We start from the raw sequence: 17,408 nt of genomic DNA, 5'->3' as shown, positions 1-17,408 counted from the left end.
AGCCGCATTTCGACCTGTACGTCCGCCTGCGTTAAAATAGATGTGTTTTAAATCCGCATGGGCGCATTAATTTGCCGTGCGGCATAACCCGATTTCGATGGCAGATACCACTATTTCAGATCTTACACCTCAGACTTTTTCCGAGCTCGGACTGCATGCCGACATCCTTAAAGCGGTAGCAGCAACGGGATACACTTCCCCCACTCCGATTCAGGCGCAAGCCATACCCGTTGTAATGCAAGGCCGCGATGTAATGGGTGCGGCTCAAACCGGCACAGGCAAAACAGCTGCATTCACATTACCTATTTTGCATCGTCTTATGTCGGTTGCAAATTCCAGCGCATCGCCGGCGCGTCACCCGGTTCGGGCGTTGGTTTTAACGCCTACGCGCGAATTGGCCGATCAGGTTGCCGACAACGTTTCAACATACGGTGCTTCAACACCGCTGCGTTCTGCAGTCGTGTTTGGTGGGGTCGATATCAACCCCCAGCGCGATGCATTGCGTCGAGGTTGTGAGGTGTTAATTGCGACGCCCGGTCGTTTGCTTGACCATGTGGAACAAAAGAACGTGAACCTTGGTCAGGTCGGCATTCTTGTGCTCGACGAAGCGGATCGAATGTTGGATATGGGTTTTTTGCCTGACCTCGATCGTATCGTGCGCCTGTTGCCTGCGCAGCGTCAAACGCTATTGTTTTCCGCCACATTCAGCAATGAGATTCGCAAGCTGGGTCGCAGTTGGTTGAAAGATCCTATTGAAATTGAGGTTGCTGCGCGTAATGCGACAGCGGAAAATGTAACGCAAATTGCCTATCCGCTGGGGGGGAACGACAAGCGGTCGGCAGTGACGCACCTTGTGAAGTCGCGCGGCTTGAATCAGGTCATTGTGTTTTGTAATACGAAAATCGGCACCAGTCGTTTGGCGCGGCAGCTCGATCTTGACGGCATTCGCTCAGAATCCATCCATGGCGACAAAAGTCAGCTTGAGCGCATGAAGGCGCTTGAAGCGTTCAAGGCGGGTAAGCTTGAGGTTCTCGTGGCCACGGATGTCGCGGCGCGCGGGCTCGACGTTGCAGGCGTGCCTTGTGTTATTAATTACGACTTACCCTACAACGCGGAAGATTACGTGCATCGCATCGGACGTACCGGACGTGCCGGGGCGTCGGGCGAGGCCATCGCGCTTTTTGCTCCTGATGAAGAACGCTTTTTGCTTGATATTGAAAAGCTGATCAAAACGAAAATTCTACGCGGCACCTTGGACTTGCCGAAGCCAGCGCGTCGATCTTCTTCTCCGTCTCCTGCATACGAGAGCCGTGGTCGCCATCGTGACACTAGCCGCTCCCGTGCACCGGTGGATGATTTTTTCTCACGCCCGTATGTTGCCGCAAACGTTGAAGCCAAGCCACGTTTACCCACTCATACCAGCGATACTAAAAATACCCGTAAATCGGTAGGTGTTTTGTTGGGTGGGCGTTAGTTATTCACCAACGAGGCAACCGGCCCTGGGCCTGATTGCGACGCAGGTAGCTCGGGTGCTTTGCGCAGCAGCGTTTCCAAATGCCCAATGTGGGGCAACAAGGGCCCGAAAAAACGATTGCCGCTATCGTCCTGAATCAGGACGGTGGGAAAGTTTTCAACGTCTTCCTCATCAAGCAACTCCGGATTTTCTTCGATGTCCACCCATATAAAAGTGTGGGTGGGCCATTGTGCGGCCAGGGCGCGAAAATCATTCAAATACTGTCGGCAGGTATCACACCACTCCGCGCAGTAGCAAATAACGGAAACCCCTTTATCTATTGATTCGGATGCAAAGGCCGTTTGCAATGAGGTAAGGTCGTTGGGGAGCAGATAAAAAGACATGAAACGCGATGAAATGGTTAGCGGACACAAAAAGAATAGGCTTTTGATTATGATAGACCAATGTCAGTAAAAAGGTTGATGCATGAATGATCCCAATGTAGTGGTTGTCAATCGGAACGGTCCTGGAAATCGGGGTATGAACGCGGTGGTCGAGGCGATGAAACGGGCGCTGGTATCCCAATTTCACCCGAAGATGCTGTTGGCCCTGTTTCTGCCGTTCATTATTGCGCTTTTGGGCGCAATAATTCTGATTTGGGCTTTTTGGGAGCCGCTCACCGGCTGGTTGAATTCCGAGATGGCCCAATGGGGCGTCGTGAACACAGTTGACCAGTGGATGCTGGCTATCGGCCTGTTTTCCATCAAGCTGTATATGGTGCCGTTGCTCGCGGTTGTGATTTTATTGCCGTTGTCCGGCATCCTGGGCCTGGTCATTGCCGCCATTTTCGTCATGCCTATCGTACTTCGCCATTTGGAGCGGCGTCAGTATCAGGGTTTGCGCCGGCAGGGTAGTGTCATTGCCGTTCAGGGTGTTTGGAACGCTGTGTGGGTGGGGGGATTGTTTGTGATTGGCTGGTTGCTTACCATGCCTTTGTGGTTGATTCCGCCGTTTGCGGTGTTGTTGCCCGTTTTTTGGTGGGCCTTTGCGTTTACCCGTATGTTACGGGTCGATTCCGTGCTGGAGCATGCCAGCCCTCAGGAGCGTCGTTTGCTTTGGCGTCGGCATGGTCGGGAATACTGGATTTTGGGCGGCATTATGTCACTCATTAATTTGTTTCCACCGGCCTGGCTTGTGCTACCGGTTTATTCCGCGCTGGCGTTTGCGCATTTCAGCTTGAGCGCGCTTGAAAATATGCGACAAGAAACGGTGGTTGAGGCTTAATTATTTACACGAACGAGGTTGAAGCGGGTAATGAGTACAACAAAAATAAGGCTGATTATCATCGGCGATGAAATTCTCTCGGGGCGGCGGCAAGACAAACACATGCCCAAGCTCATTGAATTGTTGGGGCAGCGCGGTTTACAACTGGGCGGTGTCGAATTGGTGTCTGATGATCGCCCCACTATTGTGCAAACGCTCAAGCGCAGTTTTGCCAGTGGCGACGTGGTTTTTTGCTGCGGCGGGATTGGCGCAACCCCAGACGACCAAACGCGCCAATCGGCGGCCGAAGCCTTGGGGGTCGATTTGGCCTTGCACCCTGAGGCAGAGCGCCTGATTTCAGAACGTTGCGCGGAAATGGCGGCGAAAGGTAACGGGAGTGCCGATATGAGCTTGCCGGAAAACAAACAGCGTCTGCAAATGGGTGTATTTCCAGTGGGGGCGGAAATTGTGCCGAACCCATATAACAAAATTCCGGGTTTTTTCATTTCAAATCATACTTTCATGCCCGGCTTCCCGGTCATGGCATGGCCGATGATGGAATGGACACTGGATCATCGTTATCGTCAATTGCACCATCAAACCCCGCGCGTTGAACATTCGTTTCTGGTTTACAGCTTGCCGGAATCCCGAATTACCCCCGCCTTGGAGGAGTTGGAACGTCGTTGGCCGGGTGTAAAGGCTTTTAGTCTGCCCAGTATGGGGAACGGGCGTTCGCACATCGACTTAGGGGTCAAAGGTGAGCCTCAGGCTGCTTCTGAAGCGCTCGCGTATTTGCGGCAAGCCGCTATAGAAGCAGGTGGGTCGCTGACACCTTAGGCGGGTTGTGAGTACCGTGCTTGAAAAAACTTGCACAGTCACGGCATAATTTCATAATATGATAATGTCGCAGTGCATCATTTTCATTGGTTAACTCATATCATGTCCGAATCGCGCGCTTCAGCCAATTCTTCACCGATTTCCATTCAAGTTTTAGAGCGAGCCATGCTGTTGCTCGACGTCTTGGCGCATCAAGCGGAACCCGTTGCGCTGAAAAGCCTGGCGGCGCGAACCGGGTTGCATACGTCAACAACGCATCGAATTTTGAATGACCTCGTGGCCGGTCGCTATGTTGAACGAGTTGATAGTGGCCTGTATCAATTAGGTATGCGGTTGCTGGAGCTGGGTGCCTTGGTGAAAGGTCGTCTGAATGTGCGCCAGGTGGCGCTTGAGCCCATGAGAGAGTTGCATAAGCTTACCGGCCAAACGGTTAATCTGGCCGTGCGGCAGAACGACGAAATTTTATATATCGAGCGCGCCTGGAACGAACGTTCGGGCATGCAGGTTGTTCGTGCTGTTGGTGGGCGTGCACCGTTACATTTAACCTCGACCGGCAAGTTATTTCTTTCGGTTAGCGATGTGCGGCAAGTTAAGGCTTATGTGGCACGTACGGGGCTGGCGGGTGCTACTCCTAACAGCATCATCGATGCCGAATTGCTTGAGCAAGAGTTGGCTGGTATCAGGCGATCCGGCTATGCCCGCGATAACGAAGAGTTGGAGTTGGGCGTGCGATGCATTGCCGCCGGTATTTATGACGATGCGGGTAACTTGCAGGCCGGTTTATCCATTTCCGCGCCTGCGGAGCGTATGCACGATGATTGGATCGCAGCCTTAATTGAAACGGCCGGACGCATTTCAGAGGCGTTGGGTTACGAAGGGGTGCGTCTTGAGCAAGCGTGGCATGCGTGAGCGAACACGGTTATATTGCAACGCATCAAAAAAGTATTGACATGGTTGTTTTTTAAGGTTAAATTGAAATTGTGCAGTGCAATATTTAACCTTTTAAAGGAAACACCATGAGCGCAATTCCACAATCTATTTATGCTAACCAGAAAGCGTCGCTCGACAAGATCCTGGCTGCTCAGGGTTCAATCTTCGGCGGCTTTGAAAAACTGGTTGATCTGAATCTTAAAGTCTGGAAAGCAACTTTCGATGACGTTGCCCGTGCATCACAGCAGGCTATCGAATTGAAAGACCCCCAGGACGCAGTTGCTTTCACCAGCAATGCAATGCAACCCAATGCCGACAAGGCAGTGGCTTACAGCAAACATGTATACGACATTTTCACTTCGGTTCAGGCCGACTTAACCAAGCTCACTGAAGAGCAGGTTAATGAAAGCCAGCAGCAATTGCATGACGCCATTGAGGAGTTTGCAAAAACTGCTCCTACCGGTTCTGAAAGCGCCATTGCATTGATGAAGTCGTCAGTGGTTAGTGCAACGAATGCTTATGAAACTGCAACCAAGGCAGCCAAGCAAGCGTCCGATGCTGCGCAGTCGAACATCACCGCTGCAACCAATGCCAGCTTGAAGGCGGCAACTGAAGCTGCTGAAGCAGGCAAGAAAGCAACAAGTCGCGCACGTAGCGCGTCGTAATTAGCGGGCTGCCGCCGGCGATGCGTGGTTAACCTGCCAGGTTTTGGCCACGCAACGCTTGAACGCATTCAGTAATCAGTGCCGGGCCTTTGTAGATAAGCCCGGTGTATAGCTGAACCGCGTTGGCACCTGCCTCGATTTTCTCGCGTGCTTGCTGGGAACCCAGTATGCCGCCGACACCAATAATGGCAAATTCTTTGCCTAGCTGTTGGCGCAAGCGGGAAATGACGGCTAAAGAGAGTTCATGAACGGGCGGCCCCGACAGGCCGCCCGTTTCATTTGCGTGAGGCATACCTGTAACGGCATCACGACTTAAGGTGGTGTTGGTTGCAATGACGCCGTCTACACCATAGCGTTGAAGAACCGCCGCGATGGCGTCGACTTGTTCTGCAGAAAGGTCGGGTGCGATTTTAACAACGAGCGGAACACGTTTCTGGTGTTTGTCTTCCAGTTCCTTTCTGGCTGTTTGCAACTGCGACAATAAGTCGGTAAGTTCGCTTGCTTCTTGCAATGCGCGTAAATTCTGGGTGTTGGGCGATGAGATGTTCACCGTAACGTAATCGGCATGCGGATATACGCCGTGGTAACCAATCAGGTAGTCGTCTACAGCGTTCTCGATGGGGGTTGTGGCGTTCTTGCCAATATTCAAACCTAATATGCCGCCCTCGGACCGCCAGTGACTTTTCTGTACATTTTCCAGGAATATGTCGAGGCCGTCGTTATTAAACCCCAGGCGGTTAATCAGCGCATGGGCTTCGGGTAGCCTGAATAATCGGGGCTTGGGGTTGCCACTTTGCGGTTTTGGGGTCACGGTTCCGACTTCGATAAAACCGAATCCAAGATTGCCCAACGCGTCAATGTGGGCGCCGTTTTTGTCGAGCCCGGCCGCCAGACCTACAGGGTTGCGTAACTTCAACCCCATTAGCGTCGATGGCAAGGCCGGCCGATTTTCCACTAGCCTGCGTGTCAGGTTGCAGTCGTAAGCCTTCTGTAAAGCGTTCAGGGTAAGTTCATGGGCCTGTTCGGCATCGAGCGAGAACAGAGCCGGGCGCGCCAGCGCATAAGAATTGAAAAGAAACGACATGAAAACTCAGATTAACTGGTGTGGGTTAACCCACCGGCCATTGACATAGATTTGATGGGGGTGGAATTGGGATTTATATGCCATTTTACGGCTTTCGGAAATCCAGTATCCAAGATAAAGCCACGGTAGTTGAAGCGCGCGGCAACGTTCAATTTGCCAAAGAATGCCGTACGTTCCCAGGCTGCCTTGCGCTTCAGGCTCGAAGAAGGTGTAAACCGCCGACAAGCCGTTGTCGAGGATGTCGATGATCGAGATCATCATGAGTTGCCCGCCGGCCGGCTCACGGAATTCGACAAGTGATGAGCTCACCCGGCTGGTCAGTAAAAACTGGTTGTACTGCGCCTCGCTGTCGTCATCCAGACCGGAGTCGTGGTGGCGCGCCTGGATATAGCGCTGATACAGTGAAAAATGTTCCGGCTTGAATGCAAGAGGCTGGGTACATGTACGCAGGTTTTGATGCTGTTTCCAAATGCGCCTCTGGGTGCGATTGGGCGAAAACGCAGCGACGTCGAGACGGATAGGCTTGCATGCATGGCAATTGTCGCAATGCGGCCGGTAAGTAAACAAGCCGCTGCGCCGAAACCCCTGTTCCACCAGGCGTGAGTACATATTGCTGGTAATGAGATGCATCGGGGCAGCAACCTGCGATCGCGCCTCGCGACCCGATAAATAACTACAGGGGTAAGAGGCCGTTGCGTAAAACTGCAGGCTGTGGCATTTGAGGTCGGCGGGGTCGCTCATAAATAATATGCAAACAAATGTCGGCACGGATATTATGGCGGGTTTGTTGCTCCCTGTGCAAACACCCCGTGCTGTAAAAGCTGGCCCGACTGCCAGGGGGGCGCTGGACGCCCGAGGGTTTTGGTTAATGCTTGCAGAAAGTGGGCGCGTGAAATGGGCTTGGCGCCCAAACTGGCCAGATGCGTTGTTTCTTGTTGACAATCGATTAGCTCAACGCCGTGGTTCTTTAGAAAACGGGTCAGGTAAACCAAAGCAAGTTTGGAAGCATCGCTGACTCGTGTGAACATCGATTCGCCAAAAAAACAGCCCCCTATACTTACCCCATATAAACCGCCCACCAGTTTCCCTTCATGCCAGGTTTCAATGCTATGGGCAAAGCCCGCATGATGCCACTCTGTGTAAACGTCCTTGATCCAGGGTGATATCCAGGTGCCAGGCTGCCCGCCGCGTGGTTGGCTGCAGGCATCCATGACCGCTTCAAAGGTCATATTTGCAGTAATGCGAAAGGGCGCGTTTAGTTGCTGTTCCGTTTGCTGTATTGGTTTGAGCTTTTTTTCCAATGAGCGCGACACTTTAAGGTCGGCACAAGGCAAAACCATGCGCGGGTCGGGGCTCCACCATAAAACAGGGTCGCCATCGCTGAACCAGGGAAAAATCCCTTTTGAGTACGCTTCATGGAGGCGCTGAATACTTAAGTCGTAACCCGCAGCCAGCAAACCGTCGGCTGGCGCGGTTGTCGGGTCGGGTAAGGGTTGGTCGGGTTTTATCCAAAAAATAGACGACACGCTGGGGCCCGATGACTTAATGCAGATGCAATAACCAATTCATGCGCTAAAAATCGTGCATTGGAAGGGGAACGTCGTAATGATGAACCGGCGGTTTCTTGTGAGGCGAGTCGAAAACGCCGTTTTTCTTATCATCCAGATAGTGTTCCAGCGTTGTTATAACGGTGCGAAAGGCCAGCTCATCCCAAGGGATAGTTTCCGGACTGAAAAAACCTGCCTCCAAGCTTTCGGGTCCGGGTGCCAGTTCAGGACTTAACACTTTTGCCAAATAGAAGAAGTGGACCTGTTCGGCATGAGGCACATTGATAACGGTATAAAGTGGGCCAAGTTCAATTTGTGCGCCCGCTTCTTCCTGAGTTTCCCGCATTGCCCCTTGTGCCGTTGTTTCGCCCAGCTCCATGAAGCCGGCTGGTAGCGTCCATTTGTTGTATCGGGGTGAAATGGCGCGACGGCACAGCAGGATTTTGTCATTGAAAATGGGTAACACCCCCACGACATTGCGCGGGTTCTGATAATGAACCGCACCGCAGCTTTGACACACTGCGCGTAAACGATTGTCATCTGGTGGCGTAATGTAGGAGATTTCGGTTGCGCACTGGCTGCAGAACTTTTGTGACCGCGGCGCGGGGAAATAGAACGAGGACGGTTGAGTAGTCATAAAACGTTGAATTGTTATGGACGCTGGGAGTGCGCGATTCAGTTAAGCATAGCCTAAGGCCGGCAGTCGCACAAAACCAAGTTGCGCCTCTAGCCTGGGTGCCGGACAGTATCGCAATGGTACTGTATTCTCTGCGACGGATTGTAAAGCGCTACTTAACAATAATGTGGTTGACGTATCTTGAGGAATGCGTTCGGGACAGTCGGTTAGTCTTTGACCATCGGCGGTATGCAGTTGCTCCAGTACGGCCAGCGTATCACGGCCGGCGATCAGGCCGGGGCCATGCTCTGTCTGGGCGTAAAGCTTGCCGGCGTCGTCAAGCCACCAGGCCTGAATATGCTGAACTGCTTGTTGGGTATGTGTTGTGAGAGCGCCGGTTTCGTTTGTGTGAAAAATGTAGGGCGCGGCATCAAGACGTACATACACTTTTTGGGGCCCATTCTGAAAATACCATTGGCCGTTATCGCGGTGTGTGTAGTTACGATTGATGAAACCAATAATTTGCGTATTTGTAATTGATTCGCCGGGCGTGTCGGCTTGGGTGGCATCGCCTTTTGGATGCAGGCGCCACTTACCGGTTTCCGTTAAGGAAAGCCAGCCATAAACGTCGGGTACACTTGGCCAGCGGGCCATTGCTTCAAGAACGCGTTTGTCCATGCAAGCATGTTAGCACTTGGCGTAATTGATGGGGATAAGTACTGGAGGCGCAACTCGGAATCGAACCGGGGTACACGGATTTGCAATCCGCTGCATAACCACTCTGCCATTGCGCCGTGGGGAACGTACACGTTACATTGTACGTAAAAAAGGGAAGCGTTGTGGGCTTCCCTTTAGGTATCTGGAGCGGGAAACGAGTCTCGAACTCGCGACCTCAACCTTGGCAAGGTTGCGCTCTACCAACTGAGCTATTCCCGCAAAAAAGCACTGCTTTCTGTTCTTAAAACCCGTGTTGCCTGTTTCAAGAAGCTTCGCAGTATATATGAAATTTTTTACTTGGGCAACTTAACAGCTTCGGCTGTTTCTTTGCTGGGCGAAAAATTTTCCTAGCTGCGAAAGAACAAGATAATAACATATTTTTTATTTCAACGTGGTGTAATACAGGCTGTTGTTTATCGCATATGGCAGTTTTAGTACATGACACAAACAGTGCCGTTGAACTCAGTCGTTCCTTGCGCGCAAGATCTTACTGCGCTTAATACTTTTGGCTTGCAGGCTAAAGCACATGCTTATGTTCGCTTTACCGATCGCGCGCAATTGCCTGCAATTACTCAGCTTACGGGCCAGTGCAGGCAGGTGTTTGTGTTGGGTGGTGGGAGCAACGTGGTGATGGCGCCGCATGTGAAAGCCTTGGTGGTTCATGTTGCAACGAAGGGAATCCGCCTGCTCGAAGCGTCAACAGAAGGTTATCTGGTGCAAGCACAGGCCGGAGAAAATTGGCACGACTTTGTGCGTTATTGTCTTGATCAGGGCTGGTTCGGGTTGGAAAATCTGGCGTTGATTCCGGGTACGGTGGGTGCCGCGCCGGTTCAGAATATCGGCGCTTACGGGGTTGAGCTTGATCAGTTTGTGCATCAGGTACGGGCGTGGGATATGGCGCGTGGCGAAGAGGTTTGTTTTACCCGTGAAGCATGCCGTTTTTCATACCGCGATAGTTTTTTTAAACAGTCGGCGCCGGGCAAATGGCTCATTTTGTCAGTTCAGTTTTTCTTGCCGCGCGAATGGCGGCCAACATTGGGTTATCCCGATTTGGCCCGGCACGAAGGGCTGCAGGCAATGGGTAGCGCTGTAACCGCGCATGCCCTGTTTGAGGCGGTGTGTGAAATCCGGCGCAAGAAGTTACCCGATCCGGCGGTTCTGGGTAATGCAGGGAGTTTCTTTAAGAACCCGGTTGTGAGTGCCGCCCAGTTTGAGGAGATCAAACGTCGTCACCCCAATGTCATTGCCTATGCCATGCCGGAAGGTGGCATGAAGCTGGCTGCCGGCTGGTTAATTGACCGTGCCGGTTGGAAGGGCAAGCGCATCTGGGATGTAGGGGTACATGGCCGCCAGGCGCTGGTGTTGGTTAATCATGGCCAGGCAAGCGCGCTTGAGGTGCGTTATCTGGCCGATGAAATACGTAAGGATATTCGCCTGCGTTATGGTGTTGACCTGGAGCAGGAGCCTGTAAACGTCGTTTGAAGTACGTTATACACGCCGGCGGAAATACCGAACTACGTTACACCGACAGGACGTCTTGCATGTCGAACAGCCCGAATTCCTTGCGGGCGAGATAGCGAGCCGCGCGCAGGCTGCCTTGCGCGTACGTGGCTCGGCTGCTGGAACGATGTGAGATCTCTATGCGTTCACCGTCGCCGCAAAAGTAAACGGTGTGATCACCGATAATGTCCCCACCGCGCAGTACTGAAAAGCCGATTTTGCCGTCTTTGCGTGGGCCGGTGTGCCCGTGTCGTGCCCAGTCGGCCACATCGTCGAGTTTTTTGCCCCAAGTGCGCGCGATTGTTTCACCCATTGAAATAGCGGTACCTGACGGTGCGTCGACTTTATTGCGATGGTGGGCCTCGAATATCTCGGCATCATAGCCATCGTTCAGCAGCCGGGCGGCCATTTCCAATAGTTTGTATGTGGCATTCACACCAATGCTCATGTTGGATGCAAAGACAATGGCGGTTTTTTGGCCGGCGGCCTGAATCGCTTGTTTGCCCTCGGTATCAAATCCGGTGGTTCCAATAACACACTTCACGTTGTGCTTGATGCAGGCCTGCAGATGGGTCAGCGTGCCCTCAGGCCGGGTAAAGTCTATTAAGCAATCGGCATTTGCCAGGGCGTCGAGATCGTCGGTAATGAGAACGCCCGTTGTATGCCCCAGGCCCCCCCCCGCATCCTGACCAAGGCACGCCGCGCCGGGGCGGTCGAGTGCGACGCTCAGGGTAAGGTCGGGGGATTGAATGACGGCTTCAGTCAGCATACGGCCCATTCGGCCGTCAGCTCCTGCAATGGCGATACGCATGGGTTTCCTTTTAGCGGAGTGGTTCAGTATTGGTTTGCCCAGGGATTTGCGGGCGTTGGGGTTGTTCTACGTTAATGCCGATATCGGTATCCGGGCCCACCTGCTCTTCACGAGATGTGTTTTCGGTTGCCGTGTCGTCTTCGCGTTCAGCCGCACGGGCTTCCGTTTCGTCGACGCTACCGGTGTCGTTGGACTGAAATGGCTGGCGGTTTGGTTGTTTATCACCCCCCCAGCGAACCAGGACATCCCCTTCGAACCACACAGTGAATTGGCGTTCTTCCGGTTCGCCGTAACCTGGTTGGTTGTAAAACACATAATCCCAACGGTTGGTGCGGAAAATATCCTGCAAAATCGGGGTGCCCAGCACAAAACGCACCTGTTCGCGTGTCATGCCCTGTTCCAGTCGGGCGACTTGCTCGGCGGTGATCCAGTTTCCTTGCTGTACGTCGGCCCGGTAGGGAAAACCCCATTTTGTGCCGCCGCACGCAGAGAGTGAAATGGCCAAAAAGCCGATGGCAAGGCTGCTGCGCCAGGTTCTAAAGAAGGATTTGACAGTGGTTACCACGAATTGCCCCTGTTATTCAAATGAATAAAACCGTTATGATAAAGGCTTAACAATAAATGCAATGATAGCGTTACTCGAGATTCGGCGTTTTTTTGCCGTGTCATCCTACGGATTTCCGTCTTTTTGCCCGGGATTTATCACATGAATGATCAAAATGAATTAAAGAGCATGGGTTTGAAGGCGACGTTCCCGCGCCTGAAAATCCTTGATGTTTTCCGTAAGTCCGACCAGCGTCATCATAGCGCCGAAGATGTTTATCGTGCATTGTTGGCGGAAGACGTGGATATCGGCCTGGCTACGGTTTACCGGGTGCTTACCCAGTTTGAGCAGGCAGGTATTTTGTCCCGCAGCCAGTTCGACGGCGGTAAAGCGGTGTTTGAGCTGAACGACGGCGACCACCACGATCACCTTATTTGCACTAGTTGCGGCAAGGTGCTCGAGTTTACCGACCCTGAAATTGAGAAGCGCCAGCATATTATTGCCAAGGAAAAGAAGTTCACCCTGGAAAGTCACACCATGATGCTGTACGGCATTTGCAAAGAGTGCAATAGCAAATAAATCCGGGGTCCCCGGTTAGCGTGCCAGCATTTCTTTGGCATGACGAATGGTGGTGTCGGTAATTTCCAGCCCCCCCAGCATCCGGGCTACTTCGTCGACCCGGTCGGTGGGAGCCAGCAACTCAATGGTCGACTTGGTTTTGTTTTGTATGACCTTTTTGCTGACGCGATAGTGATGGTGGCCGTACGCTGCCACTTGCGGCAAATGCGTTACGCATAAAACCTGGTGCTGTTGTCCGAGCGATTTCAATAACTGGCCCACGACTTCAGCCACGGCCCCACCCACACCGCTATCGACCTCGTCGAATATCAGGGTGGGGACGCGTGCAGCCTGGCTCGCGATAACCGATAGTGCCAGCGAAATACGCGCCAATTCCCCTCCGGATGCCACCTTGGCCAAAGGCCTCGGGGTGGCGCCTGTATGGCCCGCCACCAAAAATTCGACGTTTTCAAGCCCGTGAGCATTTTCGCCGCCATTATTCAGGCCAATTTCGAAGCACCCGCCTTTCATGGCCAATGTTTGCATGGCATCGGTTACTTGCCCGGACATGGTTTGGGCCGCTTTCGCCCGTGCTTTGGAGAGTGCTTTGGCGGCTTTTAAATATTTCTGATAATAGGTGTCGACGTCTTGTTGAAGATGAGAAATGTCGGCGTTGGCACTGGCTTCGCGCAACTTTTGTGCAATGTCGGCCTGGAACTCTGGAATATTCTCGGGCTCGATCCGAAACTTGCGGGCCAGTTCGAAAATGGCGGACATGCGCTGTTCCGCTTGCGCCAGCCGCTCTGGATCCAGGTCAATGCGGTCAAGATAGGCATTGAGGTCGGAAACAGTTTCCGCCGTGGCAATACGCGCTGATTCCAGTGTCTCGTACAAGCTACGCACGGCCTCGTCGTGACGCAGCATGTGTTCCATTTGTTGTGCGGCCATATTCAGAAAGTGGCGCGCCCCCTGGTCGTCGTTGTCGAGTGCTTCCAGCGCGCGATTGGCGTTTTCGAGCAAAGACTGCGCATGAGCCAGGCGATGATGTTCAGTGGTTAAGGTTTCCCATTCCCCCGGTTGCAGGTCCAGGCGCTCCAACTCGGAGGCTTGCCATTCCAGACGGTCGCGCTCTTCGTTGAGCTTGTCGGTTTGCTCAAGCGCCCGCGCGAGGTGTCGTTTTGCCGTTTGCCAGTGTTGCCAGTGTTGTTGCACCTCTTGCGCCAAGGCGATATGGCCCCCCTGCGTGTCGAGCAGTGCGCGTTGGCTGGCAGGTTGCAAAAGACTTTGGTGGGCATGCTGGCCGTGGATGTCGACAAGGTGTTCGCCTAGTTCCTTTAATTGAGCCAGCGTGGCCGGAATACCGTTTATGTAGGCTTTGCTGCGGCCTTGCTGGTCGATTACGCGCCGCAGCACCAGTTCGTCGTGGTCCGTTTCCAGGCTTTGTTCTTCCAGCCATTGCGCTAAAGTTTCCGGCGCACTGAAAAGTGCGCTAATGTCGGTACGTTTACAGCCTTCGCGAACAAAGCGGGCATCGCTGCGCGCGCCCAATACCAGGGAAAGCGCATCGATAAGAATCGATTTGCCTGCGCCGGTTTCACCGGAAAATACCGTAAAACCGGCGTCAAAATGCAATTCGGCCTGATCAACAATGACAAAATCCCGAAGGTGCAGGGTGCGCAACATAAATTATTCGCCCTCGTTGGAAAGCTGGGGGATTTGGTTCCAAAGTAGCTTGCGCCGCAGGGTTGAAAAGAAGCTATAGCCCAGGGGGTGCACGAAACGAACGTTGTCTTTGGAGCGCTGTACGTCGATTCTGTCGCCCGGTTGGCACTCAGACCAGGCCTGCATGTCGAAATGCACGCTGGCACCGGATTCTACCCGCCCCAGGGCAGTTACTGTCATGCTAAGGACGCCGCTGTCGGGAATGACGATCGGCCGGTTGGATAAGGTTTGTGGGGCGACTGGAACAAGCAGGATGGTTTGCAACTGCGGGTGCAGAACGGGCCCATTGGCCGACAGGGCATAAGCGGTTGAGCCCGTGGGCGTTGAAATGATTAGGCCGTCGGCTCGCTGGTTGTAAATAAAGTTTCCGTCCAGTTCAACGCGCAGGTCAATCATGCCGCCCCTACCGGCGCGGTTGATCACAACGTCATTCAGTGCGACCCCCGAGAACATGACCTGGTCGCCGCGCATGACCCGGCCTTCAAGCATGAGCCGCTCTTCAATTTCGTAGTGCCCCCCAATAACCTGGCTCAGTGCATCGGTGGCGGTGTGAATGGGAATATCGGTAATGAAACCCAGGCGCCCATGGTTGATGCCGATAAGGGGGACGTTGCTGCGCGCCAAAAGACGACCCGCGCCCAACATGGTGCCGTCGCCGCCCATGATGACGGCAAGATCCGCATGTTCGCCTATTTCAGCGTAAGATGCCGTCTTGAATTCGGTAACGCCGGTATTGGTTGCCGTGTCGGACTCAACCAGCACAGTGCATCCGGCGCTTTCAAGATGCCGGGCCAGCCTGCGCAGTGGTGCGTCGAGCCCCGAGTCTTGGTAGCGCCCGATTAGCGCAACGGTTTTAAAATGCATTGTGCCGATACCTTGTATATGATGAGTTAGGTGAGTTCAATTTATTATAGGGTCGTGTCCGTTGTTATTGTGGCGGATCTGTTGACAAGTTTGTCTTGCTGGAGTGTAAGGTATCACCATGGACATGGATGACAGAGCGAAGTCACTGCTGAAAGCGTTAATCGAACGATACATTGCCGATGGCCAGCCGGTCGGTTCGCGTACGCTTTCAAAAATGTTCGAGCTATCGCCCGCCACAATTCGCAATGTCATGGCCGACCTCGAAGAGCTTGGCCTGATTCAAAGCCCTCACACTTCGGCGGGCCGTGTGCCCACGCCAAGGGGCTACCGACTTTTTGTCGATCGTTTGCTGGCCACGCAACGCTTTGAAATTCTTCAGCCTTCGCAAATCCAGGAAATGTTGCCGGTCACCGATCCAAGTCGTACGGTGAATGCAGCGGCTACTTTGTTGTCGAATTTAACCCGCTTTGCCGGTGTGGTGATGGCGCCCAGGCGCACTCAGGTTTTTCGGCAAATTGAATTTATTCGCCTTTCCGAGCGGCGTGTATTGCTGATTATCGTTACCCCGAATGGCGATGTGCAAAATCGTATTCTGTTTGTTCAGCGCGATTATCTCGATCAGGAACTGACAGAAGCCAGTAATTTCTTTAATCAGCATTTTGCCGGCAAGTCGTTCAACGAAGTGCGGCTTGCCATCAAAGATGAGCTTTCCTCCTTGAAAGAAGATATTTCGCGGCTGATGCAACAGGCGGTTGAGGCGGGCACCGTTTCCGATGAAACCGATGACGGCGTTTATATTTCAGGTGAAAGAAAGTTGCTCGACGTGTCCGATATTGCCTCCGATATGGATCGTCTGCGCCGCATGTTTGCGCTGTTCGAGAAAAAAACCGATTTACTTCAGTTGCTCGATGTCTCCAGCCGGGCCGAAGGCGTGCAGATATATATCGGCGGTGACTCCCAACTGGTACCGCTTGAAGACGTTTCCGTCATCACCGCGCCCTATGGTATCGACGGCAAAGTCGTGGGCACACTGGGCGTAATCGGGCCAACCCGTATGGCTTACGATCGCGTTATCCCTATCGTTGATATTACGGCTAAATTGTTATCTAACGCTTTAAGCCATCATTCTTCTTCCTGAACCGATTACAAGGGCGTCAATGCCTTCTTTACTTCCTTCCCGCTATTATCCGGAACCCCATGATCCCCACGGACTAGACCCGCAACCGCCGGTACGACCGTCTGGGCCGATCGGTATTTTGGTGGTGAATCTTGGTACACCGGATGAACCCTCTGCGCCGGCGATTCGGCGTTATTTGGCCCAGTTCTTGTCGGATCCGCGCGTTATTGAGATTCCACAATGGATTTGGCGCATTATCCTGCACGGCATTATTTTGCGAACGCGGCCTCGCACGCTCGTGCCGCGATATCGGGGGATATGGCTTGAGCAAGGCTCACCGTTAGTGGTTTACAGTCAGGCGCAAGCCACCGGGCTTGAAAAAGCGCTGCAAATGGAGGGGGCTGATGTTCGAGTAATGTTGGCAATGCGTTACGGAAATCCTTCCATAGAGGCGGGCATCGACGCACTGCGCAAAAAAGGGTGTGAACGTATTCTTACTGTTCCTTTGTATCCGCAATATGCTGCCAGTACCACCGCCACTGTGGTCGATGCAGTGACTGCCTACACAGCCCGGTTACGTAATCAGCCGGAACTGCGCTTTATCAAACGCTATCAGGATGATCCCGGCTACATACAGGCGTTGGTGAGCAAATTAACTGCATTTTGGAATGTGCACGGCAAGCCGGAGCGTTTATTACTTAGTTTTCACGGTTTGCCTCAGCGCACCATTTTGCAAGGCGATCCCTATCATCGCGATTGCATGGATACGGTTCGCGCCATTAAGGCGCATTTGCCGCAGGAAGACGCTGAACGCGTTTATGTCTCGTTTCAAAGCCGTTTTGGGGCCGAAAAATGGTTGCAGCCTTATACCGAGCCCACTTTGAAGGCGTGGGCCCAGGAGGGCATAAAACATATTGATGTCATGTGCCCCGGTTTTTTGGCGGATTGCCTGGAAACGTTGGAAGAGATTCAAGAAGAGTGTCGTGAGGCGTTTTTGCATGCCGGCGGAGAGACATTCAGATATATCCCCTGTTTGAATGATGATGCCCAATGGGTGGAGGCACTTTCTCAAATTGTGCGTCGCCATCTTTCGGGGTGGTCGGAAAAGGCGTAAGTTATTTGTACCAATGTCTTGAAATGGGGGCGCTTGCCCCCATTTGCATTTGATCGAATCAAATGC

Annotated in this window: 19 protein-coding genes and 2 tRNA genes; 9 read left to right on the top strand and 12 right to left on the bottom strand. The window is 53.0% G+C overall.

Annotation, left to right across the window (positions count from 1 at the left end; genetic code table 11):
- The first annotated feature begins 97 nt into the window (after positions 1-97).
- On the top strand, positions 98-1,474 hold the full coding sequence (locus CJO09_RS03375; protein WP_119441051.1) for a DEAD/DEAH box helicase: 1,377 nt from the start codon (positions 98-100) through the stop codon (positions 1,472-1,474).
- Here CJO09_RS03375 and CJO09_RS03370 read toward each other — a convergent pair.
- Positions 1,471-1,857, bottom strand: a complete 387-nt coding sequence (locus CJO09_RS03370; protein WP_119441050.1) for a thioredoxin family protein — start codon at positions 1,855-1,857, stop codon at positions 1,471-1,473. The two genes, CJO09_RS03375 and CJO09_RS03370, sit on opposite strands and share 4 nt — an antisense overlap.
- Before the next feature lie 82 nt (positions 1,858-1,939).
- On the opposite strand from CJO09_RS03370, the gene CJO09_RS03365 reads away from it, so the two are divergent.
- The 4 genes from CJO09_RS03365 (at position 1,940) to phaP (ending at position 5,148) form a co-directional block, all read left to right on the top strand.
- A complete protein-coding gene (locus CJO09_RS03365) occupies positions 1,940-2,737 on the top strand; it encodes an EI24 domain-containing protein (RefSeq protein WP_119441049.1) in 798 nt (265 codons plus the stop codon).
- A gap of 30 nt (positions 2,738-2,767) precedes the next feature.
- Positions 2,768-3,553, top strand: coding sequence for a competence/damage-inducible protein A (locus CJO09_RS03360; protein ID WP_119441048.1), 786 nt, complete (start codon positions 2,768-2,770; stop codon positions 3,551-3,553).
- Positions 3,554-3,655: 102 nt separating this feature from the next.
- A complete protein-coding gene (locus tag CJO09_RS03355) occupies positions 3,656-4,462 on the top strand; it encodes an IclR family transcriptional regulator (RefSeq protein ID WP_174233112.1) in 807 nt (268 codons plus the stop codon).
- A 107-nt stretch (positions 4,463-4,569) separates the two neighbouring features.
- Positions 4,570-5,148: a TIGR01841 family phasin gene (phaP, locus tag CJO09_RS03350; protein WP_119441047.1), complete on the top strand. Its 579-nt coding sequence runs from the start codon at positions 4,570-4,572 to the stop codon at positions 5,146-5,148.
- Between the two features lie 28 nt (positions 5,149-5,176).
- Here phaP and CJO09_RS03345 read toward each other — a convergent pair whose 3' ends face one another.
- The 7 genes from CJO09_RS03345 to CJO09_RS03315 form a co-directional block, all read right to left on the bottom strand.
- Complete coding sequence (locus CJO09_RS03345) at positions 5,177-6,232, bottom strand: quinone-dependent dihydroorotate dehydrogenase (protein WP_119441046.1); 1,056 nt, start codon at positions 6,230-6,232, stop codon at positions 5,177-5,179.
- A 6-nt stretch (positions 6,233-6,238) separates the two neighbouring features.
- Positions 6,239-6,973 carry an arginyltransferase gene (locus tag CJO09_RS03340; RefSeq protein ID WP_119441045.1) on the bottom strand — a complete coding sequence of 245 codons (735 nt, stop codon included), beginning with the start codon at positions 6,971-6,973 and terminating at the stop codon, positions 6,239-6,241.
- A gap of 32 nt (positions 6,974-7,005) precedes the next feature.
- Positions 7,006-7,758, bottom strand: coding sequence for a leucyl/phenylalanyl-tRNA--protein transferase (gene aat / locus CJO09_RS03335; protein WP_119441044.1), 753 nt, complete (start codon positions 7,756-7,758; stop codon positions 7,006-7,008).
- Positions 7,759-7,804: 46 nt separating this feature from the next.
- Positions 7,805-8,416 carry an NUDIX hydrolase gene (locus CJO09_RS03330; protein WP_119441043.1) on the bottom strand — a complete coding sequence of 204 codons (612 nt, stop codon included), beginning with the start codon at positions 8,414-8,416 and terminating at the stop codon, positions 7,805-7,807.
- A gap of 42 nt (positions 8,417-8,458) precedes the next feature.
- Positions 8,459-9,073 (bottom strand): DUF2946 family protein, encoded by a 615-nt coding sequence (locus CJO09_RS03325; RefSeq protein WP_119441042.1) that lies wholly within the window; start codon positions 9,071-9,073, stop codon positions 8,459-8,461.
- 42 nt (positions 9,074-9,115) lie between these two features.
- Positions 9,116-9,189: transfer RNA gene (locus CJO09_RS03320), tRNA-Cys, on the bottom strand.
- Positions 9,190-9,255: 66 nt separating this feature from the next.
- Positions 9,256-9,331: transfer RNA gene (locus CJO09_RS03315), tRNA-Gly, on the bottom strand.
- Between the two features lie 219 nt (positions 9,332-9,550).
- Between CJO09_RS03315 and murB the strand changes: the two genes are divergently transcribed.
- Complete coding sequence (murB, locus tag CJO09_RS03310) at positions 9,551-10,594, top strand: UDP-N-acetylmuramate dehydrogenase (protein ID WP_119441041.1); 1,044 nt, start codon at positions 9,551-9,553, stop codon at positions 10,592-10,594.
- Between the two features lie 37 nt (positions 10,595-10,631).
- Here murB and dapB read toward each other — a convergent pair whose 3' ends face one another.
- The gene (gene dapB, locus CJO09_RS03305; protein ID WP_119441040.1) at positions 10,632-11,423 is read right to left on the bottom strand and encodes a 4-hydroxy-tetrahydrodipicolinate reductase; all 792 of its coding nucleotides are present in this window, start codon (positions 11,421-11,423) and stop codon (positions 10,632-10,634) included.
- A gap of 10 nt (positions 11,424-11,433) precedes the next feature.
- Positions 11,434-11,988, bottom strand: a complete 555-nt coding sequence (locus tag CJO09_RS03300; protein WP_119441039.1) for an outer membrane protein assembly factor BamE — start codon at positions 11,986-11,988, stop codon at positions 11,434-11,436.
- 141 nt (positions 11,989-12,129) lie between these two features.
- Between CJO09_RS03300 and fur the strand changes: the two genes are divergently transcribed.
- Positions 12,130-12,546, top strand: coding sequence for a ferric iron uptake transcriptional regulator (gene fur, locus CJO09_RS03295; protein WP_114419986.1), 417 nt, complete (start codon positions 12,130-12,132; stop codon positions 12,544-12,546).
- 15 nt (positions 12,547-12,561) lie between these two features.
- Here fur and recN read toward each other — a convergent pair whose 3' ends face one another.
- Positions 12,562-14,208, bottom strand: coding sequence for a DNA repair protein RecN (gene recN, locus CJO09_RS03290; protein WP_119441038.1), 1,647 nt, complete (start codon positions 14,206-14,208; stop codon positions 12,562-12,564).
- A 3-nt stretch (positions 14,209-14,211) separates the two neighbouring features.
- Positions 14,212-15,111 (bottom strand): NAD kinase, encoded by a 900-nt coding sequence (locus tag CJO09_RS03285; protein ID WP_119441037.1) that lies wholly within the window; start codon positions 15,109-15,111, stop codon positions 14,212-14,214.
- A gap of 124 nt (positions 15,112-15,235) precedes the next feature.
- On the opposite strand from CJO09_RS03285, the gene hrcA reads away from it, so the two are divergent.
- Together hrcA and hemH are read left to right on the top strand one after the other, a co-directional pair.
- Positions 15,236-16,249, top strand: coding sequence for a heat-inducible transcriptional repressor HrcA (gene hrcA / locus CJO09_RS03280; RefSeq protein ID WP_119441368.1), 1,014 nt, complete (start codon positions 15,236-15,238; stop codon positions 16,247-16,249).
- Positions 16,250-16,268: 19 nt separating this feature from the next.
- Entirely contained in the window at positions 16,269-17,342 is a 1,074-nt protein-coding gene (gene hemH / locus CJO09_RS03275; protein WP_119441036.1) for a ferrochelatase, read from the top strand.
- Positions 17,343-17,408: the final 66 nt, after the last annotated feature.

The sequence above is a fragment of the Neopusillimonas maritima genome (genome assembly GCF_003576595.1).
Taxonomy (GTDB): domain Bacteria; phylum Pseudomonadota; class Gammaproteobacteria; order Burkholderiales; family Burkholderiaceae_B; genus Neopusillimonas; species Neopusillimonas maritima.
The sequence above is the reverse complement of the archived record's forward strand: the minus strand, read 5'-3'. Positions and strand labels throughout refer to the sequence as shown.

Bases quoted from the DNA above. Each gene is read 5' to 3' on its own strand.
- CJO09_RS03375 (WP_119441051.1), top strand. From the start codon at position 98: ATGGCAGATACCACTATTTCAGATCTTACACCTCAGACTTTTTCCGAG.
- CJO09_RS03370 (WP_119441050.1), bottom strand. From the start codon at position 1,857: ATGTCTTTTTATCTGCTCCCCAACGACCTTACCTCATTGCAAACGGCC.
- CJO09_RS03365 (WP_119441049.1), top strand. From the start codon at position 1,940: ATGAATGATCCCAATGTAGTGGTTGTCAATCGGAACGGTCCTGGAAAT.
- CJO09_RS03360 (WP_119441048.1), top strand. From the start codon at position 2,768: ATGAGTACAACAAAAATAAGGCTGATTATCATCGGCGATGAAATTCTC.
- CJO09_RS03355 (WP_174233112.1), top strand. From the start codon at position 3,656: ATGTCCGAATCGCGCGCTTCAGCCAATTCTTCACCGATTTCCATTCAA.
- phaP (WP_119441047.1), top strand. From the start codon at position 4,570: ATGAGCGCAATTCCACAATCTATTTATGCTAACCAGAAAGCGTCGCTC.
- CJO09_RS03345 (WP_119441046.1), bottom strand. From the start codon at position 6,232: ATGTCGTTTCTTTTCAATTCTTATGCGCTGGCGCGCCCGGCTCTGTTC.
- CJO09_RS03340 (WP_119441045.1), bottom strand. From the start codon at position 6,973: ATGAGCGACCCCGCCGACCTCAAATGCCACAGCCTGCAGTTTTACGCA.
- CJO09_RS03330 (WP_119441043.1), bottom strand. From the start codon at position 8,416: ATGACTACTCAACCGTCCTCGTTCTATTTCCCCGCGCCGCGGTCACAA.
- CJO09_RS03325 (WP_119441042.1), bottom strand. From the start codon at position 9,073: ATGGACAAACGCGTTCTTGAAGCAATGGCCCGCTGGCCAAGTGTACCC.
- murB (WP_119441041.1), top strand. From the start codon at position 9,551: ATGACACAAACAGTGCCGTTGAACTCAGTCGTTCCTTGCGCGCAAGAT.
- dapB (WP_119441040.1), bottom strand. From the start codon at position 11,423: ATGCGTATCGCCATTGCAGGAGCTGACGGCCGAATGGGCCGTATGCTG.
- fur (WP_114419986.1), top strand. From the start codon at position 12,130: ATGAATGATCAAAATGAATTAAAGAGCATGGGTTTGAAGGCGACGTTC.
- recN (WP_119441038.1), bottom strand. From the start codon at position 14,208: ATGTTGCGCACCCTGCACCTTCGGGATTTTGTCATTGTTGATCAGGCC.
- CJO09_RS03285 (WP_119441037.1), bottom strand. From the start codon at position 15,111: ATGCATTTTAAAACCGTTGCGCTAATCGGGCGCTACCAAGACTCGGGG.
- hrcA (WP_119441368.1), top strand. From the start codon at position 15,236: ATGGATGACAGAGCGAAGTCACTGCTGAAAGCGTTAATCGAACGATAC.
- hemH (WP_119441036.1), top strand. From the start codon at position 16,269: ATGCCTTCTTTACTTCCTTCCCGCTATTATCCGGAACCCCATGATCCC.